Consider the following 26,306-nt stretch of genomic DNA (forward strand, 5'->3'; position numbering starts at 1 on the left):
TCACGTATGCAATTCTTCGTCTGTAGGATACAAGCAAGTGGCGTGCCAGATGCTAACTGCCCTGGTTTTTTATTCAAAAACCGATTCTTGCGGCAGAAAACCCAATCGACATCCTCGTCAGAGACATGGAAATCACCGTAAGTATGCATAACGGCGGATACATGGATACATATATTCAATCTACGTGTTCATAATGTGCTATTTGTTGTGCATTCGATGAGTGATTTTTAGCCATCCGCCTTTTGATCGCTTCCGATTGCCGGACACAAAAAAAAGCCGGGAGCGGACTTCGTTCCCGGCTTCTCAGAATTGCCAACTCAGCGGTCGCAGCTTCAGGAAAGCGCCCGCTTCATCATATCGAAGAAGCCGCCGTTCGATGCCTTTTCTACGACCCGGGCATTGACCTTGAACTCCGGCCAGCGATTGCCGAGAACCGGCGGATGAACGGCCGAAAATCCCCTGGTGATTTCACCCGCGGTCTCGATCCTGACAACTGCGTCTCGCGCACTCTCGATCAGGTCTGGATTGAGCGCCATGGCGCAGGTCAAGGAGTCGGGATGAGTGCTGATCGGCCGGCCATAGCGTGCTTCCGCCGTCTGGCGGGGCGTGGCCGAAACCTTGCGGTAGAACTCCGAAAGCGGCGTGTTCATCGCGAAGATCTCTTCGAGTTGATCGGCTTCGAACAGGCTGGAGCGCATGGTGAGCGTCCAGGTCGAGAGCGTGATGTTGAAGCCCGCCTCGAAGACGATCTTCGCGGCTTCCGGATCGATGAAGAAGTTGTACTCCGCGCAGGGCGTGATGTTGCCGACCGAGTTGTCGGTACCGCCCATGATCCAGAGATGGCGAACCGCCTTGGCGATGCGCGGCTCCTTCATCACCGCCAGTGCGATGTTGGTCAGCGGCGCCTGGGCGAGGATGTCGATCTCGCCGGGCTCGGCCATCACCTTTTCGATGATCGCATCGACGGCATGCATCGTCTCGGGCCGCTGGCGGGCAATCGGCAGGTTGGCGCCGCTCATCCCGTCATTGCCGTGCATGGTGGAGGCTTCCCACGGCTTGACCATTGGCCGGCGCGCGCCGCAGTAAACAGGAACCTTGCCCGAGAAACCGGCGGCCTCGATGGTCGCCAGCGCGTTTTCCACCTGCTGGTCGAAGGGCACGTTGCCGACGCAGACGGTCACCGCCTCCAGCGTCGACCCCGGCGTCTTCATGGCCAGCAGCAGGGAATAGGTATCATCCCCTGCGGTATCCGTATCGATGATCAGCCGCATCAGTAGAACTCGAATCCCATGGTGCGGGCATGATAGTAGAGCCCGCCGTCCTGGACGATCAGAAATTCGGCGCGCGTGTTACCGTCATTGTGGTGGCTGTGCTTGGCGGCGGCAGGTGTCACCAGCGTTGCCCAGGGCGACCAGTCGCATTTCTGCTCGGCAACCATGGAATAGGCGGGATCGCCGGCGACGACCAGCGTGATGGCGGCCGAATTGTGCTTGTGCGGCGGCTGCGCGCTCTTAGGCTTCAGCGTGTTGAGCGAAAGCGTCATGGTCGGCGTGATGTTGCGGGCAGCTTCAGTCTTTTCGGCCGAGAAGATCAGCGCGTGACCAGATGTCGAGGCATTGGCGTTCGAGCTGTAGACCACATCGAGCTGATGGGTGATTTCATCGGCCGGATAATGCACGAACTGGACGGCCGCTTCCTCACCGGTCACCGGAGCGGATGTATCGAACTTCAGCTGCGGATCGTTGCCGACAGCCCAGAAGACGCAATCGTCCTTTGCGGTGATCGCCGACGCGATGCCACCCGGCAGAAGAAAGACATCGCCCTTGCCGAGCGTCGCCTTCTCGTCACCGACGACAAGGCTGGAGCTGCCCTTGATGACGTACCAGATCGACGCCGTGTTCACGAGCGTCGTATCCAGCGTCTCGCCCGCCTTAACGACCGCATAGCGCGCCAGCATCAGCGGCGTCGTCGCTGCGAAGGCGCACTCCATCTTGTCCGACTGGTCGCAATTGATGAAACCGGTCTTCTCCATCTTCATCGCCTTTGCCGGCTCGTCCATGAAGATGTGCCCCGGCACCGCCGGAAGCTTTATGTTGAAGGCATTGCCGGAATTGAAATAGCGGCTGCGCGCCTCGGCCGCGTTGGCGGGCTCGCGCGGCAGTTGGACCGGCATTTCGGCCATGTCATTGGCTGTGCTCATCATGCATCTCCTTGGTTGAACGAAACACCGGCTTCCTCCAGAAGCAGGTCGAGAAGAACGGTCGCCCCGGCGGCAACATGATCCGGCTCGGACCATTCGTCCGGGTGGTGGCTGATGCCGCCCCGGCAGGGAATGAAGATCATCGCGGACCGCGTCAGCGGCGCCATCTGCCGCGCATCGTGTCCGGCTGCGGACAGGACCTCGAGGCGCGACAATCCGTGCCCGTCCGCCGACACCCGGATCGCCTGCTTCAGCCCCTCGTCGAACCCGTTTGAGGGCGCGTCGACGAGACGGCGGATGTCGACCTGGCAGGCTCCGGCTTCGGCGCGTGCGATCTGCTCAAGGCGGGCGCCGCACGCTTCCAGCACGGTATTTTCGGGATGGCGCAAATCGATGCGGAATGTAACCTTGGCCGGTACCACTGACGGCGCATTGGGCTCGACAACGACACGGCCGATGGTGAACTTGATCAATTCTTCGCCTGCCATCGCCTCATGCATCCGCGTCGCGATGCGCGCGAACACCTGCACTGCATCCTGCCGGCGGCTCATCGGCTCGGTGCCCGCATGTGCCTCGCGGCCGGTGATCGTGATGTCGTAGGTTTTCTTGCCCTGGATGCCGGAGACGACGCCGATAACGGCGCCTTCCGTCTCAAGAACATCGGCTTGCTCGATATGTGGCTCAATGTAGGAGTGCATCGGAAAACCAAGTTTGCGACGCGGCAAATCGGGGAATGCCGCATGCAGCTCGCCAAGCGCCTCGCCGACGCTGACGCCATGGGCGTCGCGCACTGCCATCACCTCTTCGTGGGTGCGCAGGCCTGCGAACAGTTCGGAGCCCATCATGCCGGGAGCGAAGCGGCTTCCCTCTTCGTTCATCCAGCCGACGACCGTGATCGAACGCTCGGGCGTCAGCCCCGCCTCCGATATCGCGGTGACGGCCTCAAGGGCCGCCAGCACGCCAAAAGCCCCATCAAAAAGACCGCCTGTCGGCTGGCTGTCGATGTGACTGCCGGCGACGACAGGCGCCAGGTGGGGAAGCACGCCTTTAAGCGTCAGAAAAAGATTGCCCGCCGGATCGGTCGAAGCTTCGAGGCCCGCCGCCGCCGCCCAGGCGATGATCCGCCGCCAGGCCAGGATTTCCTCGCCTGACAGTGCCTGCCGGTTGACGCCGCCGCCGGGCAGCGCGCCATCCTCGCCGAGTGCCATAAGGCGGGTCCAGAGCCGGTCGGGAGAGATTGCGGGCCGCGCCATGTCTTCTACTCCGTCCGCATGACCTGACCGGGATCAGCGCGGGGATCGCGCACCTTCCAAGCGCCCTGCTCCACCTGGGCGATGAAATCGGATACCACGGAATTGAACAGCGCCGGCTCTTCCAGGTTCAGCGTATGGCCCGCCTTCGGAAGAACGGAGAGACCACAGGCCGGCAGCATTTTCTTCAGGTAGATCGAAGGCTGCAGGCAATGATCGTCCTCGTCGCCAGTCATGACCAGCGTCGGTACCATCATCGTCTTAAGCTGCTCTTCGAGATCCCAGAAGGACGGGCGCCGGCACTGGACACCGCGCATGGTGTTGGAGGCGCCGACGGCCGAGTGATGCGACAGGCGTTCGGCGAATGCCGCCCAGCCGCGCGGGTCCTTGTTCTGAAACTGTACCCGGCTGGCGCCGAGCGAATAGATCTTCGAGAATTCGGCCGGATCCCTCTCGAAATTGTCGGCGACCTTCAGCGAGGTATTGCGGAAATAGTCGGCCGTTTCCCGCTCCGTACCGTAACCGGCGCCGGCAATCGTCAGCGACAGGGCGCGCTGCGGCGTGCGCAGGCCGAAATGCAGGGCGGCGAAGCCGCCCATCGACAGGCCGACGATATGCGCCTTCTCGATGCCGAGCGCATCGAGCACGGCAATTGCGTCATCTGCGGCATTGGCCTGAGAATACATCTCGATATCAGCCGGGATATCGGATGGCGCGTAGCCGCGCGCCGCATAAGTGATGCAGCGGTGACGACGGGCAAAGAAGCTCATCTGCGGTTCCCAGGCATCGTAGTTGCCGCCGAACTCGTGGATGAACAGGATCGGCGTTCCGCCCTCTCCTGCCGTCTCGTAGTAAAGCTTCGTTCCATCCTTGGCGGTCGCGTACATATGAAAGCCTCTTTGCCTTTTATCGTCGATGGATATGCCGGCCCTAGAAAAGGGCCGGTACGTCGTTGAGCGTGCGCGCGGTCTCGATGTAGCGCGGCAGGCCTTCGCAGAAGCGCTCGGCCCAAGCCGATGGCACCGAGGTCGAGACCTTGATGAAGCGATCACCGAAGGCAGCCGTGTGGTAACGACCCTGGCGGATCATCACGCCCTCGCGGCGGGCGGCCTCGACGATGGCCTCTGGCGACACGCCGGTGGAGGCGGTCTCGAGAACCAGGAAGTTGCCGTGCGAGACCGGGATCGGAACCGAGAGACCGGTCGCCTTCGCCGCTTCGATGATCATCGCCTTGTTGGCGCTGTCGATGCGGCGCACGTCCTTCATCCATTCCGGCTTGACCGAAAGGCCGGCCATCGCCGCGCGCTGTGCCACGACCGATGCGCCGAGTACCGAGGTGGAAGCGGCCGAGAACTCGTCGACCAGCTTCGGTTCGGCGACGAGAGCGCCAATGCGCATGCCGGCGAGACCGAGCCACTTGGAGAACGACAGCGAAACGACGGTGCCCTCGGGGGCGACCTGCAGCACCGGCGTGTGGCCGTCGGCGAAGTCGCGGTAGGTGCAATCGTGGACCAGCAACGCGCCGACCGACCGAGCGATCTCGGCGAAAGCCTCGATTTCTTCGCGGTCATAGCGAATGCCGAGCGGATTGTTCGGATCGACGATGTAGATGATCGCGCAGCGCTCATCGACGTTGGCGCGCAGAGCCTCCGGCGTCAGCTTGTAGTTGACCGAGGCGTCGTAGATCGGGATCTGGATAACTTGCGCGCCTGCCTGTTCGGCGAACATGCACGGCCACTTCCACGTCGGGTCGGTGGTGACAAACGTGGTGCCAGGCTTTGACCGCGCTTTGCAGATCATCGCGAGCGCATTGACGCCACCTTCGGTGATGAGCGCCTCGGCTGAGGTTCCGGCAACGCCGAGATCGGCAACGATTGCGCTGCGCAGCGCTTCGAAACCCATCGGCGGGGCATAGGCATTGAATTCGCCGGCCTCGACCGAGCGGATCATGGCTTCCGCGACCGCCGGATGAGCGGGCACGTGGTTGGTGTTCTGACCCATCCACGCCAGGTCAGACGTGGAGAACAGGTCGTCGAAATAACGGTTGCGGGTGCGTGCATCAGCGGCCATGGTCAGATCACCGAGCCGCGTGCGGCAATGCCGCCGTCAATCGTAACGACCGTGCCGCTGATATAGGCGGCCTTGGGCGATGCCAGGAAGACGCAGAGATCGGCGACTTCTTCGGCGGTTGCCGGACGCTTGCCCGGATACTTGTCGTACAGCTCTTCCCAACGGCTCTCGTCGCCGAGCATGTCGATCGCCTTGCGCTTCATGATCTTGAACATGCGCGGGGTATCGACCGGACCGGGGTTGACGCCGACGACACGGATGCCTTCATCCATGCTGCGGCCGCCCAGCGCCTTGGTGAAGCTCATCAGTGCGGCATTGCCTGTGGAGCCGGCGAAGTAAGCGGCATCCCAGTTCTCGCCGGAATTGCCGATGACGTTGATGATGACGCCACCCTTGCCCTCACCTTGGCCCTTGCGGCGCTTCCAAAACTCGCGGGCCAACGTGATGTAGCCGAACACCTTGAGGTCGAAGCCGCGGCGGATCGATTCGTCGGTGACGTCTTCGATCGAGCCGGCAGGAATATCGCCGGCGTTGTTCATGAGGATGTCGTAGTCGCCGCAGGCCTTGTCGAGCGCCACCATGGCCTCGGTCGTGCCGAGATCTGCTTCATGCACCGTGACGTTGACCGGGTACTGCGCCAACTCCGCCTTCAGCTCTTCCATCGCCGCGCCGTTGCGGGCGGCAAGGTGAAGGTGACATCCTTCAGCAGCCAGCACCTTCGCGATGGCGTGGCCGATGCCCTGCGAGGCTCCGGTGATCAGCGCCGTCTTTCCAGCAAGATTAAGTTCCACCTGCATCTCCTGTGTGAATACATATTTCGTCGTCTTGCATACGCCGATTTATGATCATGTCCATAGTGTTTTGGTGACAAAATTGGAAAATTTTCCCACCAAATGACAACATGAGGAACTATTTCGCACGCCGTGCGGATTAATGAGGCAGTCGGCCTATTTGATCGGCATATTGGCGACTATTTTTAAAAACTCATTTTATGTATACGAATACCTATTGCACGAATACCTAAAAGGCATAATGTCGCATCCACGCCCTCGGGCATGGATGACCTTAGAAACAGACGGCGGAATTCTCATGGCAGATGTGTCCCTCAAAAATGTGGGGAAGACTTACGAAAACGCTTCCGCGAATACGATTGAGAACCTGAACCTGGACATTCGCAGCGGCGAATTCGTCGTCCTTATTGGGCCTTCTGGTTGCGGCAAGTCGACGACGCTACGGATGCTGGCGGGCCTTGAGGAATTGACGGACGGCGAGATCTGGATCAGTGATCGACGCGTCGACGAGCTGGAGCCACGGGATCGCAACATCGCCATGGTCTTCCAGAACTACGCGCTCTATCCGCATATGACGGTGGCGCAGAACATGAGCTTCGGGCTGAAGCTCTCGGGCATGGACAAGGTCGAGATCCGCCGCCGCGTCGAGGACGCCGCCAAGGTCCTCGATATCTCCGCCCTGCTCGAGCGTCGCCCCAAGCAGCTCTCAGGCGGTCAGCGCCAGCGCGTCGCCATGGGCCGCGCGATGGTGCGCGATCCGGCCGTCTTCCTGTTTGATGAACCGCTTTCCAACCTCGATGCGAAGCTGCGTGGGCAGATGCGCGCGGAAATCCGCCGCCTGCACAAACGGCTGAAGGCGACCACCGTCTACGTCACCCACGACCAGGTCGAGGCGATGACGCTGGCGGACCGCGTGGTGGTGCTGAACAAGGGCCTGATCGAGCAACAGGGAACGCCGCAGGAGCTTTACGAACGTCCGGCCACGCGTTTCGTCGCGGGTTTCATCGGCAGCCCGACCGTGAATTTCCTGCCGGCCGACGTCGTCATGGAAGGCGAGACGCCGACGCTGAAGTTCGCGGGCGCCACGCTGGCTGTTCCCGCCGACAAGGTCGAAGCCTTAAAGGCTTTCGCCGGCCGCCATGTCGAGATCGGCCTGCGCCCCGAACATTTCCTGGCGGACGGTACAACCGAAATCTCGGTCCCGGTCGACATGGCCGAGCTGCTCGGCCCGACGACGCTTGTTCATTTCACGCTTGAGGGCGTCTCCTGTTCGGCCATGCTGCCGCCGGAACTCGCCGCCGCCGAGGGGCAGACCCAGTCGCTGCGCATCGCGCGTGATCGCATGTCCCTCTTCGACCCGAATACCGGCCGCGCCATCTGACGCGACCACTGCCTGTACGACCGCATAAAAACAAGGAGAACAGCTGATGAATGCACGCATACTCTTTCTCGCCGGCCTGCTTGGCGCCACCGCGCTTGGCGGCACCGGCGCATTTGCCCAGGACAGCGCTGCCTGTACCGGCGAAACCGTGACGCTGCGCATTCTGCGCACGCCGGGGAACTACCCTTATCCGGCCCCCATGGAGGCCTGGCAGAAGGAAAATCCCTGCGTCAAGTTCGAGATCAACGAAGTTCCCTTCGCCCAACTAGCCGACACCATCTCCGTTCAGGCCGCGAGCTCCAATCCGCCTGACGTGCTGGTTTACGACGGTCCGAACACCCAGTCCTACGCCGCCTCCGGCATCCTGCTGCCCATCACGAAGTACCTGCCGAAGGGCTGGGACGAAGACATTCTTCCCGCGACCAAGGCCGAGCACAGCTATGAAGGCGAAGTCTATTCGCCCGGCATCGAGCAGACCACCGTCGCCATGTACTACAACAAGAAGCTTGTCGAAGCCGCCGGCATCAAGCCGCCGCAGACGCTCGACAAGGCCTGGACATGGCCGGAGGCACTGGCTGCTTTCAAGGCCTGCCAGCAGGGCCCGGCCGGCGCACCGAGCGTCTGGGGTCTCGGCCCGACCCGCTTTGGCAACGGCCAGCCCGGCCTCGTCTATCAGGACCTGATCTACCAGCGTTCAGCCGGCGACCCGAAGGCCGATCCGGAAAGCTCCGCCTACAAGACCTTCTGGGCGCTCTCCAAGGACGGCAAGTCGGTCGAGGGATACCTGAACACGCCGGAAGCGATCGAAGCGTTGAAGTTCTATCAGTCGCTGTTCAATTCCGAGGGCGTCGCCCCCAAGGTCGGCATCCCGAACGCCTTCTTTGACGGCAAGGCCTGCTTCTACATCGATACGCCGGCCGCTGGCAGCGCGCTGATCAAGGATCCGAAGATCGAGTGGGGCATCACTCCGATCCCCTACTTCAAGACCCCGATCGTCCACACCGGCTCGACCACGATCGGCGCCACGGCGCGTTCCAAGCATCCCGAGATCGCGGCGAAGTTCGTGGTCGACATGTCCACGGGTGAATACGCCTACATGAACGTCAGCCAGCGCGGCAATCTTCCGACGCTGAAAAGCCTGTTCCCCCGCTTCGAAACCTACAACTCCTATCCGATGAAGGTCTTCGTCGATCAGCTGCAGGAATGGGGCCAGCCGCGTCCTCCGGGTCCGAAGTTCGCCCAGTACGACAAGCTCGTTACCGATGCTCTGCGTGCCGTTGCCTTCGGCGGCGATCCGGCCGACCTGATGGCGGACGCCGAGAAGAAAGTACAGCGAGTTCTCGATCGCTAAGCATTGGACGCAAGAATGTCGGTCTCAAATACCCTATCCACGGCTTCGGCCAAACCAAAAACGCGAAAGCCCGCTACCAAGCGGCAGAAGCGGGATTGGCTGTTTGCGGCCGGCTTCCTTGCGCCGTTCATGATCCTGTTGCTGGTCTTCCAGTACGTGCCCTTGCTCGTCATGGCCCGCAACAGCGTCTATGACTACTCCCTGCTCAACCCGGCTGCCGCCAAGTTCGTCGGGTTGCGCAACTTCACGGACATGATCGATTATGACGATGCCGCCGTCTCCTTCGGCGTGACCTTCCTCTTCGCGCTTGGCGTCGTCGTCTTCGTCATCCCGGTCGCCTTCTCGCTGGCGCTGTTCCTCAATTCGAAGCTGCCGGCGCGCGGCCTTGTCCGCACCATGATCATGCTGCCGGTCGTGACCTCCTCGGTGGTCGTCGCCACCATGTGGTCCTTCCTGCTCGACCCATCGAACGGCCTGATCAACGGCGTCCTGAACATTATCGGCATCGGCAACCAGCCCTTCCTCACCTCGACCAGCCAGGCGCTTCCGGCCCTGATCGCCATGACGCTCTGGCAGCAGGTCGGCTTCGGCGCCATCCTCTTCCTCGCAGGCCTGCAGGGGCTGCCGGTGGAACTGACCGAGGCCGCCCGTATCGATGGCGCCACCCGCCGCCAGGTTCTCTGGAACGTGACGATCCCGCTTCTCTCCCGCACGACGCTCTTCGTCGTCGTGATCATGACCGTCTTCTCGCTGCAGGCCTTTGCGCCGGCCTTCCTGATGACGCAGGGCGGACCGCAGGACAGTACCAACCTGATCGTCTACCACATCTACAACAGCGCCTTCATCATGCAGCAGGCCGGCTATGCCTCGGCACTCTCCGTGGCGCTGTTGCTCGTGGTGCTTGCCATCTCCATGGCGCAGATGGCCCTGCTGCGCTCTCGCTGGAATTACTGACATGAAGAAGCAACATCTCCGGCGCGGCGCCATGGTCGCCCTCGTCATCGTCGTCATCCTGTGCTGCTTCCTGGCGCCTTACGCCTGGATCGTGTCGTCGTCCTTCAAGAATCAGCTGACGCTGTTCAACGACGTGACACCGCTCTCCTGGCGCGCCTTTCTGCCGGTCGAGGGAACGTTCGAGAACTATCGCACGCTGTTCGAGCGCACGAATGTGCTGACCGCGCTGATGAACACCGCCATCGTTGCGGGCGGCCAGGTGGCGCTGACGCTGCTGCTCTGTTCAATGGCCGCCTATTCGCTAACGCGCATCCGCTTCCCGGGCGCCAAGATCGTTTTCGTGCTGATCCTCCTCACCTTCCTGCTGCCGATCGAGGCGATGATGGTGCCGCTCTATCAGGTGGTTTCCGGCCTCGGTCTTTCCAACTCGCTGCTCGGCGTCATGATCCCGTGGATCGCCAGCCCGTTCGGTCTGTTCCTGCTGAAGCAGGCGTTCGAAGAGCTGCCGGTCGAGCTCGAGGACGCGGCGCGGATCGATGGTGCCGGCCATGTGCGCATCTTCTTTTCGATCGTGCTACCGAACGTGAAGGTGCCGATGCTGACGCTCGGTCTCATCACCTTCCTGTTTTCGTGGAACAGCTTCCTGTGGCCGCTCGTCATCATCCAGGATCCGGCAATCCAGGTCATCCAGGTGGCGATTGCCCAGCAGGGCTCGCCGACGCAGTTGCCCAACTGGGGCGAAACCTTTGCAGGTGCGACCGTTGCGACCGTTCCGCTCATCCTGCTCTTCCTGCTGCTGCAGAAGTATTTCACGCAGGGTATGACTACCAGCGGGATCAAGGGCTAGGCCATGAACGCACCGGCCCACAGCCTCGTCCCGCTTTTGAGACTGGACGCCCCTATGGGTGGTCAGATCGGCTATCGCGTCTTCGGAAGCGAAGGCGACTGGCTGGTGCTGATCCACGGCTGGTGCGGCAACGCCGAGCATTGGAACGTTATCGCTCCCGAGCTGGCGCGTGACCACCGGGTGCTCGCGGTTTCGCATCCGGGCTTCGGCGGTATGCTCCCGCCGCCGCCAGCCGGTCAGACGATCCGCGCGATGGGCGCCGCTGTCGCGCATCTGTTGGATTATCTCGGCATCGAAGGCGCGACGCTGATCGGTCACTCGATGGGTGGCCCGATCATGACCGAGGTCGCGATCATCGCGCCGGAGCGTGTGAGGGCCCTGATCGGTCTCGATACGTTGACGGACCGCGACTACTACGGCCGCGTCCCGGCCGACGAGCTACTCAGACGCCACGCGGAATTCGCTGCCGACTATGCGGGCCGCATGCGCGCCATGATCGATATTATCGCGCATCCCTCCACACACGAGGCGATGCGCCAGGCAGTCACCGACGACATGATCGCCTCGGCCCCGGCCACCTTTGCGCTTGATGTGAAGGATGACCTCTTCGCCTGGGACGCGGAGGAACGTTGGCCGCTTGTCTCCTGCCCGGCGATCATGCTCAACTCGACGTGGGTCGCGAGACTGGCGGATCCGAAGCCGATGCCCTGCTTCAGCGGCATTGATGTCGTCGAATACGATTCCGGACACTTCCCGATGATTGAAGCTCCCGCGATGATTGTGGAAAAGCTTCGAAGCTGCCTTGCTACACTCGTATACCCATAATCCCCCCATTGAATGCACCGCAAAAAGAAAAGTATAAATGCCGCCAGCAAAATACAAATTGGCCATTCGCAGTTCGGCGAGAGGAGTGACCGCATTGGATCAGGATGACACGCGTCTGCCCGAAGCGGCAAACGGGATGCGCGCTCCGACCCGCGCCGGCGAGCTGCGTGAACAGCTTGAGCAGATGATCCTCGACGGCAGGCTCGTCCCCGGCGAGCGACTGGACGAAATGGAGCTCGCGCGTCGCTTCGGCCTTTCCCGCACGCCGGTGCGCGAAGCCATCAAGGCGCTGTTGGCTATCGGGCTTGTCGAGACACGCGGCCGCCAGGGTACGCACGTAGCACTGCTCTCCATTCCGGCGCTGATCGAGATGTTCGACGTGATGTCGGCTCTCGAAGGCCTCTGTGCCCGGCTCGCAGCCCGTCGCGCGACGCCAGCCGAACGCGCCGGCATGCGCAAGGTGCATGAGGAGCTGGTTGAAGCCTATAATTCCGGTGACCCGGTTGCCTTCTACAAGGTGAACCAGAAATTCCACGACCAGCTTTATGAAGCAGCCCACACGCACTTCATCGCGGATCAGGCGATCCAGCTTCGCCGCCGCATCGGCGCCTACCGCATGCGCGCCACCTACCAGCCCGGCCGCATGCTGAGCACGCTGACCGAGCACGTCCGTATCATGGATGCGATCGATGCGGGCGATCCGGAAGCGGCGCGCAAGGCGGCCAGCGATCACGTGCAGCTCCTCGGCGACCAGCTGACAGACTTCATTTCGTCGCTGCCGGCGCATATGAGCCGCGCTCAGTAACAAGACCGAGCGTCACGCTCGCAAGGAGACCGCGCGGCAATCGTCGCGCGGAGGAGGAAACACATGTCCGCCCCACAACACCCCGTCATCCTGAACCAGCTTGGTCCTGAGCTCGGCAAGGCTCTCGAAGAGCATCCCTCCCGGCCGGTCGTGATCCAGGATTCCGTTCCGGCGGAGCCATGGAAAATCGCGCCGGAGGCCGACATCCTGGTGACGGGCGGCTTTGCCAGCTGGAAACAGGCGCCACGCGACTGGCGATTTCCGGAGCGGCTGAAATGGGTGCAATCGCAGACGACGGGCATCGAGATTTATCCGCCAACCTTGCTGCAGGATCGGGTCATGACCTGCGGGCGCGGGCTGAACGCGCTGCCGATCGCCGAGTTCGTTTTCGCGGTGATACTGCGCGCCGAGAAGCGGCTGGAAGAGACACGTGCCCGCCGCGAAGCGGACTGGCGACGGCACGACATCGGCCGTGTCTACGGCAAGACGCTCGGCCTCATCGGTTACGGCAGCCTCGGCCAGGCGATCGCCCGCCGGGCGCTGGCCTTCGATATGAACGTCATGGTCAACCGGCGCACGCCCTGGGAGGGAGACGGCGGCATCGTCGCGGCCGGTATCGATGAGATATTCGCTGCCGCCGACCATCTCGTCATCGCCGCGCCGCTGACCGCAGAGACGGAAGGATTGATCGATCGTAAATTGCTTGGTGCAGCCAAGCCGGGTTTGCATCTCATCAACATCTCACGCGGCGGCCTTGTCGATCAGCAAGCTTTGGTGGCGGCACTCGTTGCGGGAGATATCGGCAGCGCCACGCTAGATGTGACAATGCCGGAACCGCTGCCCGACGGCCACCCGCTCTACGAATTGCCCAACGTCTTCATCAGTCCGCACATTTCCTGGGCCGGCGGCGATCAGGATCAGGCGTTTCAGCAGCGATTGATGAAGAACCTCGACGCCTATCTCAAAGGCGAAGAGCTTGAGGCGCTGGTCGATCCCGTGCGCGGTTACTGACCGGGATCAAACGGCTCAATCATCACGCCCGCCCGAAAGCCTTCGGCTTGGCTGTTTGGAGTGCCGCGAGAACGGATCTTTCCGAGCGCACAAGATAGGCGTCTAGCTGATCCGACGCCTCCTCGATGTCGCCAGCCTCAAGAGACGCAAGGAGTTCGCAATTCAGAGCGATGTAGGGAGCATGCAGATGGGCGGTATCCTCGAACTGAGCGAACACCAATCGGAGCTCCGCCAGAACAAGCTCAAAGCAGGCGCTTAGTCGAGGGCTATCGCATAGCTCGACCATCAAGCGATGAAACTCCATGTTGATCGTGCCCACGCTTCGCCAGTCGCCAGCCTCTCGCGACGCCTCGGTGCGCGCCAGAAGCTCTCGCATACTCGCCAATGCAGGGTGTGTGCGGACGGCGGCACGAACAGCGCCTTTCTGGATGACATGCCTCACCCTGTAGATATCAACGACTGAAGCTTCGCCCGGAGTGGCGGCGAAAACGCCGCGGTTGGGTATGTGAACCAGCAGGTTCTGGCTCGTTAGCAGGCGGAATATTTCGCGCAACGTGTTGCGCGAGATCCCGAACTGGGTGGCGATCTGCTGTTCGGAAAGCTTGGCGCCCGGTGCCAGTTCGCCCGAGATCAGCATCGCGCGGATCTTTCCGGCAATCTGCGCCGTCAACGGCTCGTCTTCCATGTCCGTAATCGCCGTGCGCATCATCAACGCCCTTTCCCCCCTCTGTTCAGGGCACCATATATCCAGCGCATGCCAACCGGCCCTATCGCCGGCCATCAGCAACACGTCCAAAAATGCGCTCAGGCATATTGTTCAACAATCTATATTGCTTTATTGAACAATAATCCGTGACGTCAGTATTTTCAATGGAGATGGAACATGGCGGCAATCGATCTGAACAGCGATCTCGGCGAAAGCTTCGGCCCGTGGCCGATGGGAGATGACGCCGCCATGCTGGCGACGGTGACGAGCGCCAACATCGCCTGCGGCTTCCATGCCGGCGATCCCTCGGGAATCCTGACGGTGCTGAAAGAAGCGACGCGGCGCGGTGTCGCCGTCGGCGCCCATATCGGCTATCGCGACCTGGTCGGCTTCGGCCGCCGCAATATGGACCCCTCGAGCGCCGAACTCGTCGGCGACACGATCTACCAGATCGGCGCCCTGCAGGGTCTGGCGAAGGCGGCCGGAACTAGCGTGCGCTACGTGAAGCCGCATGGCGCGCTCTACAACACCATCGCCCACGATGCCCGCCAGGCCGCCGATGTCATCGAAGGTATCAAGTCGATCGATCCGAACCTTGTGCTGATGGCGCTGGCCGGCGCGCCGATCGTAGACCAAGCGCGTGAGGCCGGACTGACCGTCGTCTGCGAGGCCTTCGCCGACCGCGCCTATAACGTCGATGGCAGCCTCGTCAGCCGCCGGTTGGACGGTTCGGTGATCCATGATCCGCAAGCCGTCGCCGAGCGCATGTTGCGCATGGTCACGGAAAGCCGCGTTGTGGCGATCGACGGAACCGAAATCGCGCTCGACGCGCAGTCTATCTGCATTCACGGCGACACGCCGGCTGCCGTCGCGATCGCCCGCACGCTGCGGCAGACGCTGGAAGCGCGCGGTGTCGAGCTCAAGTCCTTCGTCGATATGTCGTCATGAGCGAGCGCCTGCGTTTCTTGGCTTCAGGCAGCGACAGTTTCCTCGTCGAACTCGACGATCTAGCCGCAACCCTGACCCTGCTCGACGCCCTCCTGGCGGCGGGGCTCGAAGGCGTGCGCGAAGTGATCCCGGGCGCGCGCACGGTCATGGTGCGCTTCGATCCGTGGCTGAGGAGCGCGGCAGGGCTCTACGACAAGATCGCCGCTCTCGACCTCTCTACGCGCTCATCCCGAGGTGGCGAGCTCTTCGAGATTCCAGTCTTCTATGATGGTGAGGACCTCGGTGACGTCGCCGAGATGCTCGGCTGCACGATCGAAGAGGTCATCCAGCGCCACACCGAGGCGACCTACACCGTCGCCTTCACCGGCTTTGCGCCGGGCTTCGCCTATATGACCTCAGACGATCCACGTTTCGACGTGCCGCGGCGCAAGAGCCCACGGGTAAAAATCCCCGCCGGCTCGGTTGCCATCGCCGGCAAGTTCGGCGGCATCTACCCATCAGACAGTCCCGGCGGCTGGCAGCTGCTTGGCAAGACGCCGCTCGCAATGTGGGACACGACGCGCGAACGGGCCGCGCTGCTGGCGCCCGGCGACCGCGTGCGCTTTCGCGACATCGCCAAGGGCGCTGTCGTCCCGGTCCCCTCACCCAAGCCGCCAGTCAATGAGGCGCCGGTACAGAAGGCCGGATTGCTGGTCACCCGCACGGACCGTCCCGCGCTGTTCCAGGATCTCGGCCGACCGGGTCTTGCCAGCCAGGGCGTCTCGGAATCCGGCGCGCTCGACCGTACGGCGATGATCGAAGCCAATCGCTGCCTCGGCAACCCGCGCAATGCCGCCGTGATCGAAGTGCTTTTCGGCGGCTTCGCCTTCAAGGCCGATCGGCCGGTGAGCGTCGCGGTAACCGGTGCCCCCTGCCCGCTGACGATCCGTACGGCGGCAGGCGGTGAGAGCAATGCAGGTTTTGCAAGCCCTATCGCCCTTGATACCGGAGACGAGCTGGTGCTGGGCATTCCGCCCGAGGGAATGATGAGCTATCTCGCCCTGCGGGGAGGCTTCGAGGTTCAGCCAATCCTCGGCTCGGCGGCCACCGACACCCTCGCCAAGGTTGGCCCGGCGCCGATCGCGGCCGGTGATATCCTGGTTCCGGCCGAGCGGCGATCACTTGCGGTCATGCCGGCCGACGCCAAGCAGCGGCGCCTGCCGCGCGCCGGCGAAGTCGTGACGCTCGATATCGTGCTTGGTCCGCGCACCGACTGGTTCACCGAGCAGGGCGTCGCCACGCTGACATCGCGGGAGTGGGACGTGACGCCCCAATCCAGTCGCGTCGGCATGCGCCTTGACGGCAAGGTAGCGATCGAGCGTTCCGACGATGCCGAACTGCCCTCCGAAGGCACGGCACTCGGCGCGATCCAAGTGCCGCATAGCGGCCAGCCCGTGCTCTTCCTGGCCGATCATCCGCTGACAGGCGGCTATCCGGTCATCGGCGTCGTCGCCAGCCACCATCTCGACCTCGCCGGACAGATCCCGATCGGCGCCCGCATCCGTTTCAATCCGATCTCCGCCTTCGAGCCGCGCGAGGTCATCGCCGACATCGAGCCGAACAGGACACTGATCTCATGAAAAAGCTGCTCATTGCCAATCGCGGCGAAATCGCCATCCGCATCACCCGCGCCGCCCGCGACTATGGCGTCGCCTCGGTCGCGATCTACTCGGATGCCGACGCCAGCTCGCTGCATGCCGAGCTTGCCGACGAAGCCTATGGCCTCGGCGCCGGCCGCCCCGCAGATACCTATCTGAACATCGAGAAGATCCTCGAGATCGCCAAGCGCGCCGGCGCCGATGCCGTGCACCCCGGCTACGGTTTCCTTTCGGAACGCGCCGAGTTCGCGCAGGCGGTTATCGATGCCGGCCTGATCTGGGTCGGCCCGGCGCCTGGCGTCATTACGGCACTTGGCGACAAGGTCGAGGCGCGGCGGATCGCCGAGAGCGTCGGCGCACCGCTGGTGAAGGGTTCCGCCGGACCGCTGGCTTCGGCTGCCGAGGCCGTCGCCTTCGCCCGCGAAGCCGGATTGCCTCTGGCGATCAAGGCCGCCTTTGGCGGCGGCGGGCGCGGCATGAAGGTGGCGCACCATATCGACGAAGTCGGCGAACTCTTCGATTCCGCCGTTCGCGAAGCCGTCGAGGCCTTCGGTCGTGGCGAATGCTACGCCGAACAATTCCTCGAAAAACCGCGCCACATCGAAGCGCAGGTGATTGCCGACAGCCACGGCAATACGGTCGTCCTCGGTACCCGCGACTGCTCGCTGCAGCGCCGCAACCAGAAACTCGTCGAAGAGGCGCCGGCTCCCTTCATCACCGAGGAGCAGCGCCAGCGCATCCATTATGCCGCCCGCGCGATCTGCGCCAAGGCCGGCTATACCGGCGCCGGCACAGTCGAATTCCTGCTCTCGCAGAACGGCACGATCTCCTTCCTCGAGGTCAACACGCGCCTGCAGGTCGAGCATCCGGTGACCGAGGAGACCACCGGCATCGATATCGTCATCGAGCAGCTGCGGATCGCCGATGGCCAACCACTCTCGGTGACGGAAACGCCCGAGCCGCGAGGCCACGCCTTCGAGTTCCGCATCAACGCCGAAGATCCCGGTCGTGGCTTCCTGCCGACACCGGGCCCCATTACCCGCTTCCGCGCGCCGTCCGGTCCCGGCATCCGCCTCGACACCGGCGTCGAGAGCGGCTCAGAAATCACCGGCCTTTATGATTCCATGATGGCGAAGCTGATCGTGACAGGCGCGACCCGCGAGGAGGCGCTGGTTCGCGCCCGCCGCGCGCTTGCCGAGTTCCGCATCGAGGGCGTGGCATCCGTGCTGCCGTTCCACCGCGCCGTTCTCGAGGGGAAGGACTTTACCGGCGAAGACGGCTTCAAGGTCTTCACCAACTGGATCGAGACCGAGTTCCGTGGCGTCGCCTCCTCGCCGAGGATCGAACCCGCCGACGGCAACCTCATCCGCAGCTTCATCGAGATCGACGGCAAGCGCCACGAGATCGGCTTGCCGGCGGCGCTGTTTTCCGGCCTCGCCGTTGCCCCGCAGACAGCAGTATCTCAGGCATCCCAGCAGCGCGAAGGCGCCGTAACAGCGCCTATTCCAGGCACCTTCCGGCAGTGGCTGGTCGAGGATAATGCGACGGTTGCTGAGGGCGAGATCGTTGCCGTGATCGAGGCCATGAAGATGGAGACACGCGTTGCCGCGCCCAAGGCCGGCACGATCAAGCTCAGCGCCAAGGTGGGCGACAGCGTCGCTCTTGGCGCGGAGCTGGCGATCATCGCGTAAAGAGGCGAAGTTTAAGGCTCACACAGGAAAGCCGGCGGGTCTTGCGATCCGCCGGCTTTCTTTTGTTCGGAAGATAAAAGAGCGGTCAGCTCTGCCGCATGAACTGCTGGATGCGGCTGTCGGCCGGGGAGCTCTCCAGCTCGGCCGCCGTCATGTTGACGACGACGTGGCCGTTTTCCATCATCACGACACGGTCGCTGACGCGGCTGACGAAGCGCATTTCGTGGGTGACGATGACCATGGTCATGCCTTCGCGGGCAAGGCCCTCGATCACTTGCAGCACTTCGCCGACCAGTTCCGGATCGAGCGCCGAGGTCGGCTCGTCGAACAGCATGATCTCAGGGTCCATGGCAAGCGCGCGGGCAATCGCCACGCGCTGCTTCTGGCCGCCTGAGAGCTGGTGCGGATACTTATTGGCGTGTGCCGCCAGGCCGACACGGGCCAGGTGGTTCATCGCAGCCGCGCGCACCGCCTGCTTGTCGCGATTGCCGTGGTAGCGCGGACCGAAGGTGACATTCTCCAGAGCCGTCATGTGCGGGAAGAGGTTGAAGGACTGGAACACCATGCCGAGACAGGTGACGCGATGATGGAAATCGGGAACCATGCGGTATCCCTTCGCGTCGGCCGTGATCCACTCGTTTCCGTCGAGCGTGATGCGGCCGTCGTCGATATCCTGCAGCGCGTTGATCGTGCGGATGAGCGTTGTCTTACCGGAGCCCGAGGGGCCGATGATGCTCAGCACCTCGCCCTTGCGCACCTGAAGCGACACATCGGCCAGCGCCCGCTTGTCGCCGAAGCTCTTGGTTATGCCATCGATGCCGACCACGACTTCTTCGCCGACGCGGCGTTCGTTGCCCGCTGCGCTTGCCTGAGCGGCGGCCGCCGGGACGGCGATCTCGGCGCCGGTCATCCTGGAAATGTCGAGACGCCCTTCGAGGCGCGACAGGAAGAAGCTGAAGATCGAGACGACGAGCACGTAATAGAATGACACCGCGACCAGCGTTTCGATGACCATGAAGTTGCGGGTATAGAGCCGCTGACCGACGAGCAGGATTTCCGCGAGCGAGATGACCGAGACGAGCGAGGTCAGCTTGACGATGGTGATGAACTCGTTGCCAAGCGAGGGTAGCGCCACGCGGATTGCCTGCGGCAGGATGATGTGTCGGTACTTGCCGACGGGACGGACGCCGAGCGCGTGCGCCGCTTCATGCTGCCCCGGATCGACGGCGATGAGGCCGGCCCGATGGATTTCCGCGAGATAGGCGGTTTCGGATATGACCAGCGCGATCAACCCGGCCCAGAAAGGCACCGACAGCACCGGCCCGAGCGCCGGCATGAACTGCGGCAGGTTATAGACGAAGATCAGCAGCACCAGCAGCGGCAGGCTGCGGAACAGCCAGATATAGGTCTTCGCGAACCAGCGCACCGCGCGCAGGCTGGATTGCCGGGCGAGCGCAAGCAGGAAGCCGAGCACGGTTCCGATGACCCAGGTCAGCACGCCGAGCCAGGCGACGAGCGCCGTCGCGCGCCAGAAGTCCGGATAGAGCACGAGGCTGAAGAGGTAGTTCCAGTCGAAGTTCATGGGCGGGTATCCCCAAAAGAGCAGCGGCGCCGAAGCGCCGCGCATTCCTGTGTTGATCAGTCAGGCGAGCGCCTCACCGGCACCCGCCTTGAACGCTTACTGCCCGACAGCCGCCTTGAACTCGGCGTCCGTCGACTTTGCCACGCCATACTTGGCGAACAGTGCCTCGTAATCGGCATCGCCATCGAGCTTCGCCAGCGTATCGCGCAGGAAAGATGCGACCTCGGTGTTGCCCTTCTTCACGCCGAAACCGACGATGACGGGATAGAGCTGTTCGGTGGAGGTGACCTTCAGGCGGCCGTTCAGCTTCTTGGCGGCATCGGCGAGCACTGCTGAGTTTTCCAGCTGGGCATCCACGCCGCCGGACATGACGGCCTGTGTTGCCTCAGGCGAGGTTGGGAATTCGCGGGAATCGATCGGGCTGGCGGCGCAAACCGTCGTGTTCAGCTTCTCAAGTTCGGGAATCCAGGCCGCGCCCTTGATCGAGCCGACGCGCTTGCCGCAGAGCTCTTCCGGCTTGGTAAAGTTCTGGCCGCCCGCTGCCGAAACCGCGATCGAGACACCCGTCTTCATGTAGGGGATGTAGTCGATCTGCTTGGCGCGCGGGGCAGTTACGTAGAGCGTGGAGGCGATGACGTTGAACTGATCGCTGGAGACGCCGAGGATCAGGTTTTCGAAACGAGTGTCATGAAATGAAACTTCGCTGCCGGTCTTCTTGCCGATCAGCTTCATCAGCTCGACGTCGAAGCCGGCGGGCTGGTTGGCGTCGTCGAAGTAGTTGTAGGGCGGATAGGTGAGATCGACGCCGATCTTCAGCGTTTCCGCATGGGCCGCCGTCAGCGGCGCCGCCAACATGATGAGACCGGCAAGGAGTTTTTTCATGGACTGTTCCTCTCGATTGATGGCTCATTTTTGTTGAACAATTATGAGATTGCAATCCCCCTCGATGCATAAAGTTTCATCAAGGGGCGGATTTCGAGCAGATCGTCCATCCGCATCCCGGCGAAGGAACTTGACGGAATGCTGACAAGCGACTGAAATGACGAGATAAAACGAGACGCCCCGGCTTCAGCACCTGCAATACGACGAAAAAGACGTCGCAACAGCACATTCAGCTCCGAAGCAGGAGGGGCACGAATCTGGTAACCCTGAAAAGCAAGGTCCCTAGCCCATGGCGCCTCGGAACGTCCTCCGCCTCACCGGCGACATCCTGGCATGAGCACCTCACCTCTCTTGACATGCGTAAGTTGTTCAACAAAAATAAATCACCAAGGAGACCATATTGACCAACCAGAATCCCCCCGACCGACCTCTTGTGCTGACGCAGACCGCCGCCGGCCTGTTGCGCGACAAGATTTTGCGTGGCGAGCTCGCGCCTGGCGCGCCGTTGCGCGAGGTCGTGTGGGCGGAAGCGCTGAACGTTTCGCGCAACACGTTGCGCGAGGCGCTGCGGGATCTGGTTGCGGAAGGCCTGATCGAACATCGCGCGCATTACGGCGCGACGGTGCGGGCGCTGAATTCCACCGAGATCAGCGAGATCTACGCGATCCGCATGACGCTTGAGCTGCGCGGCGTTACCTGCAGCGCCTATGCCTCGCAGGAAGCGATGTCCGAGCTTGTCGCCCGCGTCGAAGCCGTGCAGCGCGCCGCACTTGCCAAGGACTGGCAACAGTGCGGCACCGCATCGCTCGAATTCCACCAGCAGATCGTCGATTTCATCGGCAGCCCGAGATTGAACGACGTGTTCGCGACCGTCGCCGCCCAGGCCCGCCTCGCCTTCTCGATGGCGCCCGATGCCCGCCGGTTCCAGGAACCATGGGTGGCGCGCGACGTCGAAATCTGCGGCCTGCTCTGCGACGGCGACCGCACGGCAGCCACCCGAGCACTTGAACTCTATCTGCAGGAATCCGAACGCGTGGTGCTGGAAGCCGCTCGCGCGCAGAGCCTGCCCCGCCCCAAGAAGACATTGGCGACGCCTGCCGACTGACGGCAGCCCGCCCGGCATATCAGGAGAAAATGAGGGATGAAGCCCCAGCCGATTACCAGCGCACCGGAAGACGCAGCGAGCCGCAAGGCCATCAAGCCAGTCATCTGTTATCCCGTCGAAACGCTGCCACGTCCAGATCTCGCAGCATATCGCGCGTTGCGCGACGATCTGGAATTCATCGAGCGCGTGGTCGTGCCGCCGCGTGATGCGGCCTGCTGGACCGTGCCGGCCGGCCATTTCTGCCGCATCCTCTCCAGCGAGGGATCGCAGGTGGGCGATCTCAACCTCTTCAATGCTAACAATCTCGAGGAGCGCCTCTTCACCGGCAAGACCCGTGCGCTGAACGGCACGCATGTCGGCCTCGGCGACCAGCTCTTCTCCAACATGCCCTATCTGCGCCCGATCGCGACAATCACCCACGACACGCTCGACTGGTATGGCTTCGACGAATTCGGCGGCTCGGTGCACGACGTTATCGGCACCCGCTGCGACCCTTATACGCACAACCTCTTGAGCAATGGCGGCCAGTATCACCACTGCTGCCACTCCAACCTCACGCGCGCCTTCGCCGCGAACACCGGCAAGTCGCTGCAGGAGGCCGGCAATTACATTCACGACGTGCTCAACGTCTTCATGTGCACCGGCTTCACGCGCGATACCGGCCAGTATTTCATGAAGGCAAGCCCGGTCCGCCCCGGCGACTATCTCGAGTTCTTCGCCGAGATCGATCTCCTCGGCTGCATGTCGGCTTGCCCCGGCGGTGATTGCTCCTCCGAGCACTCCTCGGATTCCGTCGCCTGCTATCCGCTGGTGGTCGAGATCTACAAGCCGGCACATCCGCCGGAAGGCTGGAGAGCGCCCGCGGTTAACGGCTACGACGGCACGCACGGGCTCTGACTCCTTCAGGCCGCAACCAAGTCGAGCTCTCGTGACAAATTCACGGGAGCTCTCTCGCCTTTGGGGACCAGATTCATCGGCATGACCGCCGGGGCGCGAGCCTCAAGCCGCACGGGCCTATGGCACGTATCGAGGCTGCCGCTCGGCTCTTCACATTCGCCGCGATGACGGTAAGGTGGCGCCCGGCAGGGAGGCCGCATGATCGACAAACTGGAATTCTTCATCGCGCTTGCCAATGAAAAGCATTTCGGCCGTGCCGCCGAGGAATGTGGCGTTTCCCAGCCCAGCCTTTCCGCCGCCATCCGTCAGCTCGAAGACCAACTTGGCGTCATCCTCGTACAGCGCGGCTCGCGTTTTCAGGGGCTGACGCCTGAAGGGCAGCGCGTGCTCGAGTGGGCGCGCCGGATCGTCGGCGACGCCCGCACCATGCGGCAGGAAATGCGCGCCGCCCGATCGGGCCTCGCGGGCCATATCAGGATCGCTGCTATCCCAACCGCGCTCTCCATGCTGCCACAGCTGACCGCGCCCTTTCAGGAGCGCCATCCCGACGTCACCTTCTCGATCGTATCGCGCAATTCACTGCAGGTGCTTAGCATGCTTGAGAATCTCGAGATCGACGCCGGCATAACCTATCTCGAAAACGAGCCGCTCGGGCGCGTGACCAGCGTTCCGCTCTATGCCGAGCAGTATAATCTCATCACCGCGGCCGGCAGCCCGCTGTCCGATCGCGAAAGCGTCACCTGGAAAGAAGTCGGCGATATCAGGCTCTGTCTATTGACGGCCGACATGCAGAACCGGCGTATTATCAATCAGCTACTGTCTGAAGCTGGAGTGACGGCTCAGCCCACGCTCGAATCCAATTCGATGATCGTGCTGTTCTCGCATGTCCGCACCGGCCGCTGGGCCAGCATCATGCCGCGCAATGTCGCGAAATCATTCGGCTTTCCGGCCGAAATCCGGATGATCCCGATTGTCGAGCCGCAAGCGCATCATGTCGTCGGCTTGGTCGCGACCCACCGTGAGCCCTTCACGCCGCTGGTCTCCGCGCTCCTGCACGAGGCGCGCATCCTCATAGAGAAGCCGGACTTTCAATAGGGAACTCCTATCGACTGACGAGACAGCTTTATTGATCGCTTCGTCCTTCCCTGAGAAAGTTCTATAATGATTTGACGGTCCCGCATCGTCGGCCAACGGCTTCTGGAGGAGGCTTGCCGAACGTCCGTGAACGTCGCTGCTGGTCTGGGAGGGCCGCTGATGAATATTCGTGTCGCCAACGGCGATATTTCCGACCAGGTGCGCGACATCGTTGATCGTCTGAAGACGCTCGAAGGCCCGATGCTGCCGATCGTCCACGAGATCCAGGATGTATTTGGCTATGTCCCGCAGGAGGCGCTTCCCGTCATCGCGCATGGGCTCAACCTGTCGCGCGCGGAAGTGCACGGCGTCGTCACCTTCTATCACGACTATCGCAACCACCCTGCTGGCCGACACGTGCTGAAGCTCTGTCGCGCCGAATCCTGTCAGTCGATGGGGGGAGACCGTCTGGCCGAGCGGGTGAAAGCGATGCTGGGGATCGACTGGCACGGCACGACGGCTGACGGGGCGATCACGCTGGAGCCGGTCTTCTGTCTTGGGCTCTGTTCGTGCTCTCCATCAGCGATGCTTGATGGAGAGGTTCATGGCCGGGTCGATGTCGCCGATATTGAGGAGATGATCGCGGAGGCACGCCGATGAGCGTTCGGATCTATATTCCGCGCGATGCGGCCGCACTGGCGCTCGGCGCCGACAAGGTGGCTGATGCGGTTGCCAAGGAGATCACCGATCGCGGTATCGATGCCGTGATCGTGCGCAACGGCTCGCGCGGCATGCACTGGCTGGAGCCGTTGGTCGAGGTTGAAGTTGCCGGCGAGCGGATCGGCTATGGCCCCATCAAAGCGCGGGATGTCGCGGGATTGTTCGATGCCGGGCTGATGTCGGGCGGCGATCACCGGCTCTGTCTTGGCGCGGTCGAGGAGATCGCGTTTCTCAAGCGGCAGACACGACTGACCTTCGCCCGTTGCGGCGTGATCGACCCGCTTTCGCTTGCCGATTACGAGGCACATGGCGGCTTGGCTGGCCTTCGCCGTGCCGTCGCCATGCAGCCGGTCGATATCGTCAAGGACGTGACCGATTCCGGTCTGCGCGGCCGCGGCGGCGCGGGGTTCCCGACCGGCATCAAATGGAAGACGGTGCTCGATGCGCCGGGTGCGCGCAAATACATCGTCTGCAATGCCGACGAAGGCGACAGCGGCACGTTTGCCGACCGGATGATCATGGAGGGCGATCCCTTCGTGCTGATCGAGGGCATGGCGATCGCCGGGCTGGCGACGGGAGCCACCAAGGGCTTCGTCTATATCCGCTCGGAATATCCGCATGCGATAGCTGCCATGACCGAGGCGGTCGAGATCGCGGGACGCGCCGGCGTGCTCGGACCGTCGGTGCTCGGCTCGGGCAAGGCGTTTGACATCGAAATCCGCACCGGTGCCGGCGCCTATGTCTGCGGCGAAGAAACGGCGTTGCTGAATAGCCTGGAAGGCAAGCGCGGAATCGTGCGCGCCAAGCCGCCATTACCGGCGCACAAGGGCCTGTTCGACTGTCCCACCGTCATCAACAACGTGATCTCGCTCGCCTCCGTCCCTGTCATCATGGACAAGGGCGCTGCCCATTATCGCGATTTCGGCATGGGCCGCTCGCGTGGAACGATCCCGCTGCAGATCGCCGGCAATGTGAAGCATCCCGGTCTCTATGAGGTCGCCTTCGGGTTGACGCTGGGTGAGATCGTCGACGAGATCGCCGGTGGCACGGCGTCGGGGCAGCCGGTCAAGGCGGTGCAGGTGGGCGGGCCGCTGGGGGCTTATTTCCCGCGCGCGCTGTTCGATACGCCGTTCGACTACGAAGCCTTTGCCGCGAAGGACGGCCTGATTGGCCATGCGGGGATCGTCGTTTTCGACGATAGCGCCGACATGCTGAAGCAGGCGCGGTTTGCGATGGAGTTCTGCGCTGTCGAGAGTTGCGGCAAGTGCACGCCCTGCCGTATCGGCTCGACGCGCGGCGTGGAAACGGCCGACAAGATCGCCAGCGGCATCGAGCCGGAGAAGAACCGGGCGCTGCTGGCCGATCTCTGCAACACGATGAAGTTTGGTTCGCTCTGCGCGCTGGGTGGGTTCACGCCATATCCCGTGCTGAGCGCGATGGCGCATTTTCCTGATGATTTCGCGCCGGGGCCGATGGTGGAGGCTGCGGAATGATGAGCGCTGCGGCTTGCGATACCCCCCTCCGCCCTGCCGGGCATCTCCCCCACAGGTGGGGAGATCGACCCGTGGCCTGCGCAGAG

General features: G+C 62.7%; 24 protein-coding genes. 15 read left to right on the forward strand and 9 right to left on the reverse strand.

Features of this window, described 5'->3' with window-relative positions; translation table 11 throughout:
- Window positions 1-332: 332 nt before the first annotated feature.
- Genes ACVTFQ_RS22855 through ACVTFQ_RS22880 form a run of 6 tightly spaced genes read right to left on the reverse strand, consistent with a single transcriptional unit; the run spans window position 333 to window position 6,311 of the window.
- Window positions 333-1,271 carry a nucleoside hydrolase gene (locus ACVTFQ_RS22855; RefSeq protein WP_113178208.1) on the reverse strand — a complete coding sequence of 313 codons (939 nt, stop codon included), beginning with the start codon at window positions 1,269-1,271 and terminating at the stop codon, window positions 333-335.
- The gene (locus ACVTFQ_RS22860) at window positions 1,271-2,200 is read right to left on the reverse strand and encodes a cupin domain-containing protein (protein ID WP_162741327.1); all 930 of its coding nucleotides are present in this window, start codon (window positions 2,198-2,200) and stop codon (window positions 1,271-1,273) included. The genes ACVTFQ_RS22855 and ACVTFQ_RS22860 overlap by 1 nt, the downstream gene beginning before the upstream one ends.
- A complete protein-coding gene (locus tag ACVTFQ_RS22865) occupies window positions 2,200-3,453 on the reverse strand; it encodes a hydantoinase/carbamoylase family amidase (protein WP_113178212.1) in 1,254 nt (417 codons plus the stop codon). The genes ACVTFQ_RS22860 and ACVTFQ_RS22865 overlap by 1 nt, the downstream gene beginning before the upstream one ends.
- A 5-nt stretch (window positions 3,454-3,458) precedes the next feature.
- Complete coding sequence (locus ACVTFQ_RS22870) at window positions 3,459-4,337, reverse strand: alpha/beta fold hydrolase (protein ID WP_113178214.1); 879 nt, start codon at window positions 4,335-4,337, stop codon at window positions 3,459-3,461.
- A gap of 43 nt (window positions 4,338-4,380) precedes the next feature.
- Window positions 4,381-5,520: a pyridoxal phosphate-dependent aminotransferase gene (locus ACVTFQ_RS22875; protein WP_113178216.1), complete on the reverse strand. Its 1,140-nt coding sequence runs from the start codon at window positions 5,518-5,520 to the stop codon at window positions 4,381-4,383.
- A gap of 2 nt (window positions 5,521-5,522) precedes the next feature.
- Window positions 5,523-6,311 (reverse strand): SDR family oxidoreductase, encoded by a 789-nt coding sequence (locus tag ACVTFQ_RS22880; RefSeq protein WP_047503451.1) that lies wholly within the window; start codon window positions 6,309-6,311, stop codon window positions 5,523-5,525.
- A 298-nt stretch (window positions 6,312-6,609) separates the two neighbouring features.
- Here ACVTFQ_RS22880 and ACVTFQ_RS22885 point away from each other — a divergent pair, with 298 nt between their 5' ends.
- The 7 genes from ACVTFQ_RS22885 to ACVTFQ_RS22915 all read left to right on the forward strand — a co-directional run bounded on the left by ACVTFQ_RS22885 (window position 6,610) and on the right by ACVTFQ_RS22915 (window position 13,485).
- Window positions 6,610-7,692 (forward strand): sn-glycerol-3-phosphate ABC transporter ATP-binding protein UgpC, encoded by a 1,083-nt coding sequence (locus tag ACVTFQ_RS22885; RefSeq protein ID WP_113178218.1) that lies wholly within the window; start codon window positions 6,610-6,612, stop codon window positions 7,690-7,692.
- Between the two features lie 46 nt (window positions 7,693-7,738).
- Window positions 7,739-9,043, forward strand: a complete 1,305-nt coding sequence (locus ACVTFQ_RS22890; RefSeq protein ID WP_047503444.1) for an extracellular solute-binding protein — start codon at window positions 7,739-7,741, stop codon at window positions 9,041-9,043.
- A gap of 15 nt (window positions 9,044-9,058) precedes the next feature.
- Window positions 9,059-9,997 (forward strand): carbohydrate ABC transporter permease, encoded by a 939-nt coding sequence (locus ACVTFQ_RS22895; RefSeq protein WP_113178220.1) that lies wholly within the window; start codon window positions 9,059-9,061, stop codon window positions 9,995-9,997.
- Window position 9,998: 1 nt separating this feature from the next.
- Window positions 9,999-10,844, forward strand: coding sequence for a carbohydrate ABC transporter permease (locus tag ACVTFQ_RS22900; RefSeq protein ID WP_113234974.1), 846 nt, complete (start codon window positions 9,999-10,001; stop codon window positions 10,842-10,844).
- A gap of 3 nt (window positions 10,845-10,847) precedes the next feature.
- Window positions 10,848-11,669, forward strand: a complete 822-nt coding sequence (locus ACVTFQ_RS22905; protein WP_113178224.1) for an alpha/beta fold hydrolase — start codon at window positions 10,848-10,850, stop codon at window positions 11,667-11,669.
- A gap of 85 nt (window positions 11,670-11,754) precedes the next feature.
- Window positions 11,755-12,474 (forward strand): GntR family transcriptional regulator, encoded by a 720-nt coding sequence (locus ACVTFQ_RS22910; RefSeq protein WP_348531769.1) that lies wholly within the window; start codon window positions 11,755-11,757, stop codon window positions 12,472-12,474.
- A gap of 63 nt (window positions 12,475-12,537) precedes the next feature.
- Complete coding sequence (locus tag ACVTFQ_RS22915) at window positions 12,538-13,485, forward strand: NAD(P)-dependent oxidoreductase (protein WP_113178226.1); 948 nt, start codon at window positions 12,538-12,540, stop codon at window positions 13,483-13,485.
- Window positions 13,486-13,507: 22 nt separating this feature from the next.
- Here ACVTFQ_RS22915 and ACVTFQ_RS22920 read toward each other — a convergent pair whose 3' ends face one another.
- Window positions 13,508-14,194 (reverse strand): GntR family transcriptional regulator, encoded by a 687-nt coding sequence (locus ACVTFQ_RS22920; protein WP_313760692.1) that lies wholly within the window; start codon window positions 14,192-14,194, stop codon window positions 13,508-13,510.
- 174 nt (window positions 14,195-14,368) lie between these two features.
- Between ACVTFQ_RS22920 and ACVTFQ_RS22925 the strand changes: the two genes are divergently transcribed.
- From ACVTFQ_RS22925 to ACVTFQ_RS22935, 3 genes are read left to right on the forward strand one after another with little or no spacing between them, the layout of a single operon-like run.
- Entirely contained in the window at window positions 14,369-15,139 is a 771-nt protein-coding gene (locus ACVTFQ_RS22925; protein WP_113178228.1) for a LamB/YcsF family protein, read from the forward strand.
- Window positions 15,136-16,758, forward strand: a complete 1,623-nt coding sequence (locus ACVTFQ_RS22930) for an urea amidolyase family protein (RefSeq protein WP_113178230.1) — start codon at window positions 15,136-15,138, stop codon at window positions 16,756-16,758. Before ACVTFQ_RS22925 ends, ACVTFQ_RS22930 begins: the two co-directional genes overlap by 4 nt.
- On the forward strand, window positions 16,755-18,467 hold the full coding sequence (locus ACVTFQ_RS22935; protein WP_113178232.1) for an ATP-binding protein: 1,713 nt from the start codon (window positions 16,755-16,757) through the stop codon (window positions 18,465-18,467). Before ACVTFQ_RS22930 ends, ACVTFQ_RS22935 begins: the two co-directional genes overlap by 4 nt.
- 85 nt (window positions 18,468-18,552) lie before the next feature.
- Here the strand turns inward: ACVTFQ_RS22935 and ACVTFQ_RS22940 are convergent, their stop codons facing one another.
- Together ACVTFQ_RS22940 and ACVTFQ_RS22945 are read right to left on the reverse strand one after the other, a co-directional pair.
- Window positions 18,553-20,049 (reverse strand): amino acid ABC transporter permease/ATP-binding protein, encoded by a 1,497-nt coding sequence (locus ACVTFQ_RS22940; protein ID WP_113178256.1) that lies wholly within the window; start codon window positions 20,047-20,049, stop codon window positions 18,553-18,555.
- A gap of 96 nt (window positions 20,050-20,145) precedes the next feature.
- Window positions 20,146-20,931, reverse strand: a complete 786-nt coding sequence (locus tag ACVTFQ_RS22945) for a transporter substrate-binding domain-containing protein (RefSeq protein WP_113178234.1) — start codon at window positions 20,929-20,931, stop codon at window positions 20,146-20,148.
- 400 nt (window positions 20,932-21,331) lie between these two features.
- On the opposite strand from ACVTFQ_RS22945, the gene ACVTFQ_RS22950 reads away from it, so the two are divergent.
- The 5 genes from ACVTFQ_RS22950 to ACVTFQ_RS22970 all read left to right on the forward strand — a co-directional run bounded on the left by ACVTFQ_RS22950 (window position 21,332) and on the right by ACVTFQ_RS22970 (window position 26,220).
- Entirely contained in the window at window positions 21,332-22,036 is a 705-nt protein-coding gene (locus ACVTFQ_RS22950) for a GntR family transcriptional regulator (RefSeq protein WP_018898090.1), read from the forward strand.
- 36 nt (window positions 22,037-22,072) lie between these two features.
- On the forward strand, window positions 22,073-22,933 hold the full coding sequence (locus ACVTFQ_RS22955) for an urea carboxylase-associated family protein (RefSeq protein ID WP_113178236.1): 861 nt from the start codon (window positions 22,073-22,075) through the stop codon (window positions 22,931-22,933).
- Between the two features lie 198 nt (window positions 22,934-23,131).
- Window positions 23,132-24,028, forward strand: a complete 897-nt coding sequence (locus ACVTFQ_RS22960) for a LysR family transcriptional regulator (protein ID WP_113178238.1) — start codon at window positions 23,132-23,134, stop codon at window positions 24,026-24,028.
- Between the two features lie 159 nt (window positions 24,029-24,187).
- Window positions 24,188-24,667, forward strand: a complete 480-nt coding sequence (locus tag ACVTFQ_RS22965) for a formate dehydrogenase subunit gamma (protein WP_113178240.1) — start codon at window positions 24,188-24,190, stop codon at window positions 24,665-24,667.
- A complete protein-coding gene (locus tag ACVTFQ_RS22970; protein ID WP_113178242.1) occupies window positions 24,664-26,220 on the forward strand; it encodes a formate dehydrogenase beta subunit in 1,557 nt (518 codons plus the stop codon). The genes ACVTFQ_RS22965 and ACVTFQ_RS22970 overlap by 4 nt, the downstream gene beginning before the upstream one ends.
- Window positions 26,221-26,306 lie beyond the last annotated feature (86 nt).

This window comes from Rhizobium sp. O111 (assembly GCF_055616315.1).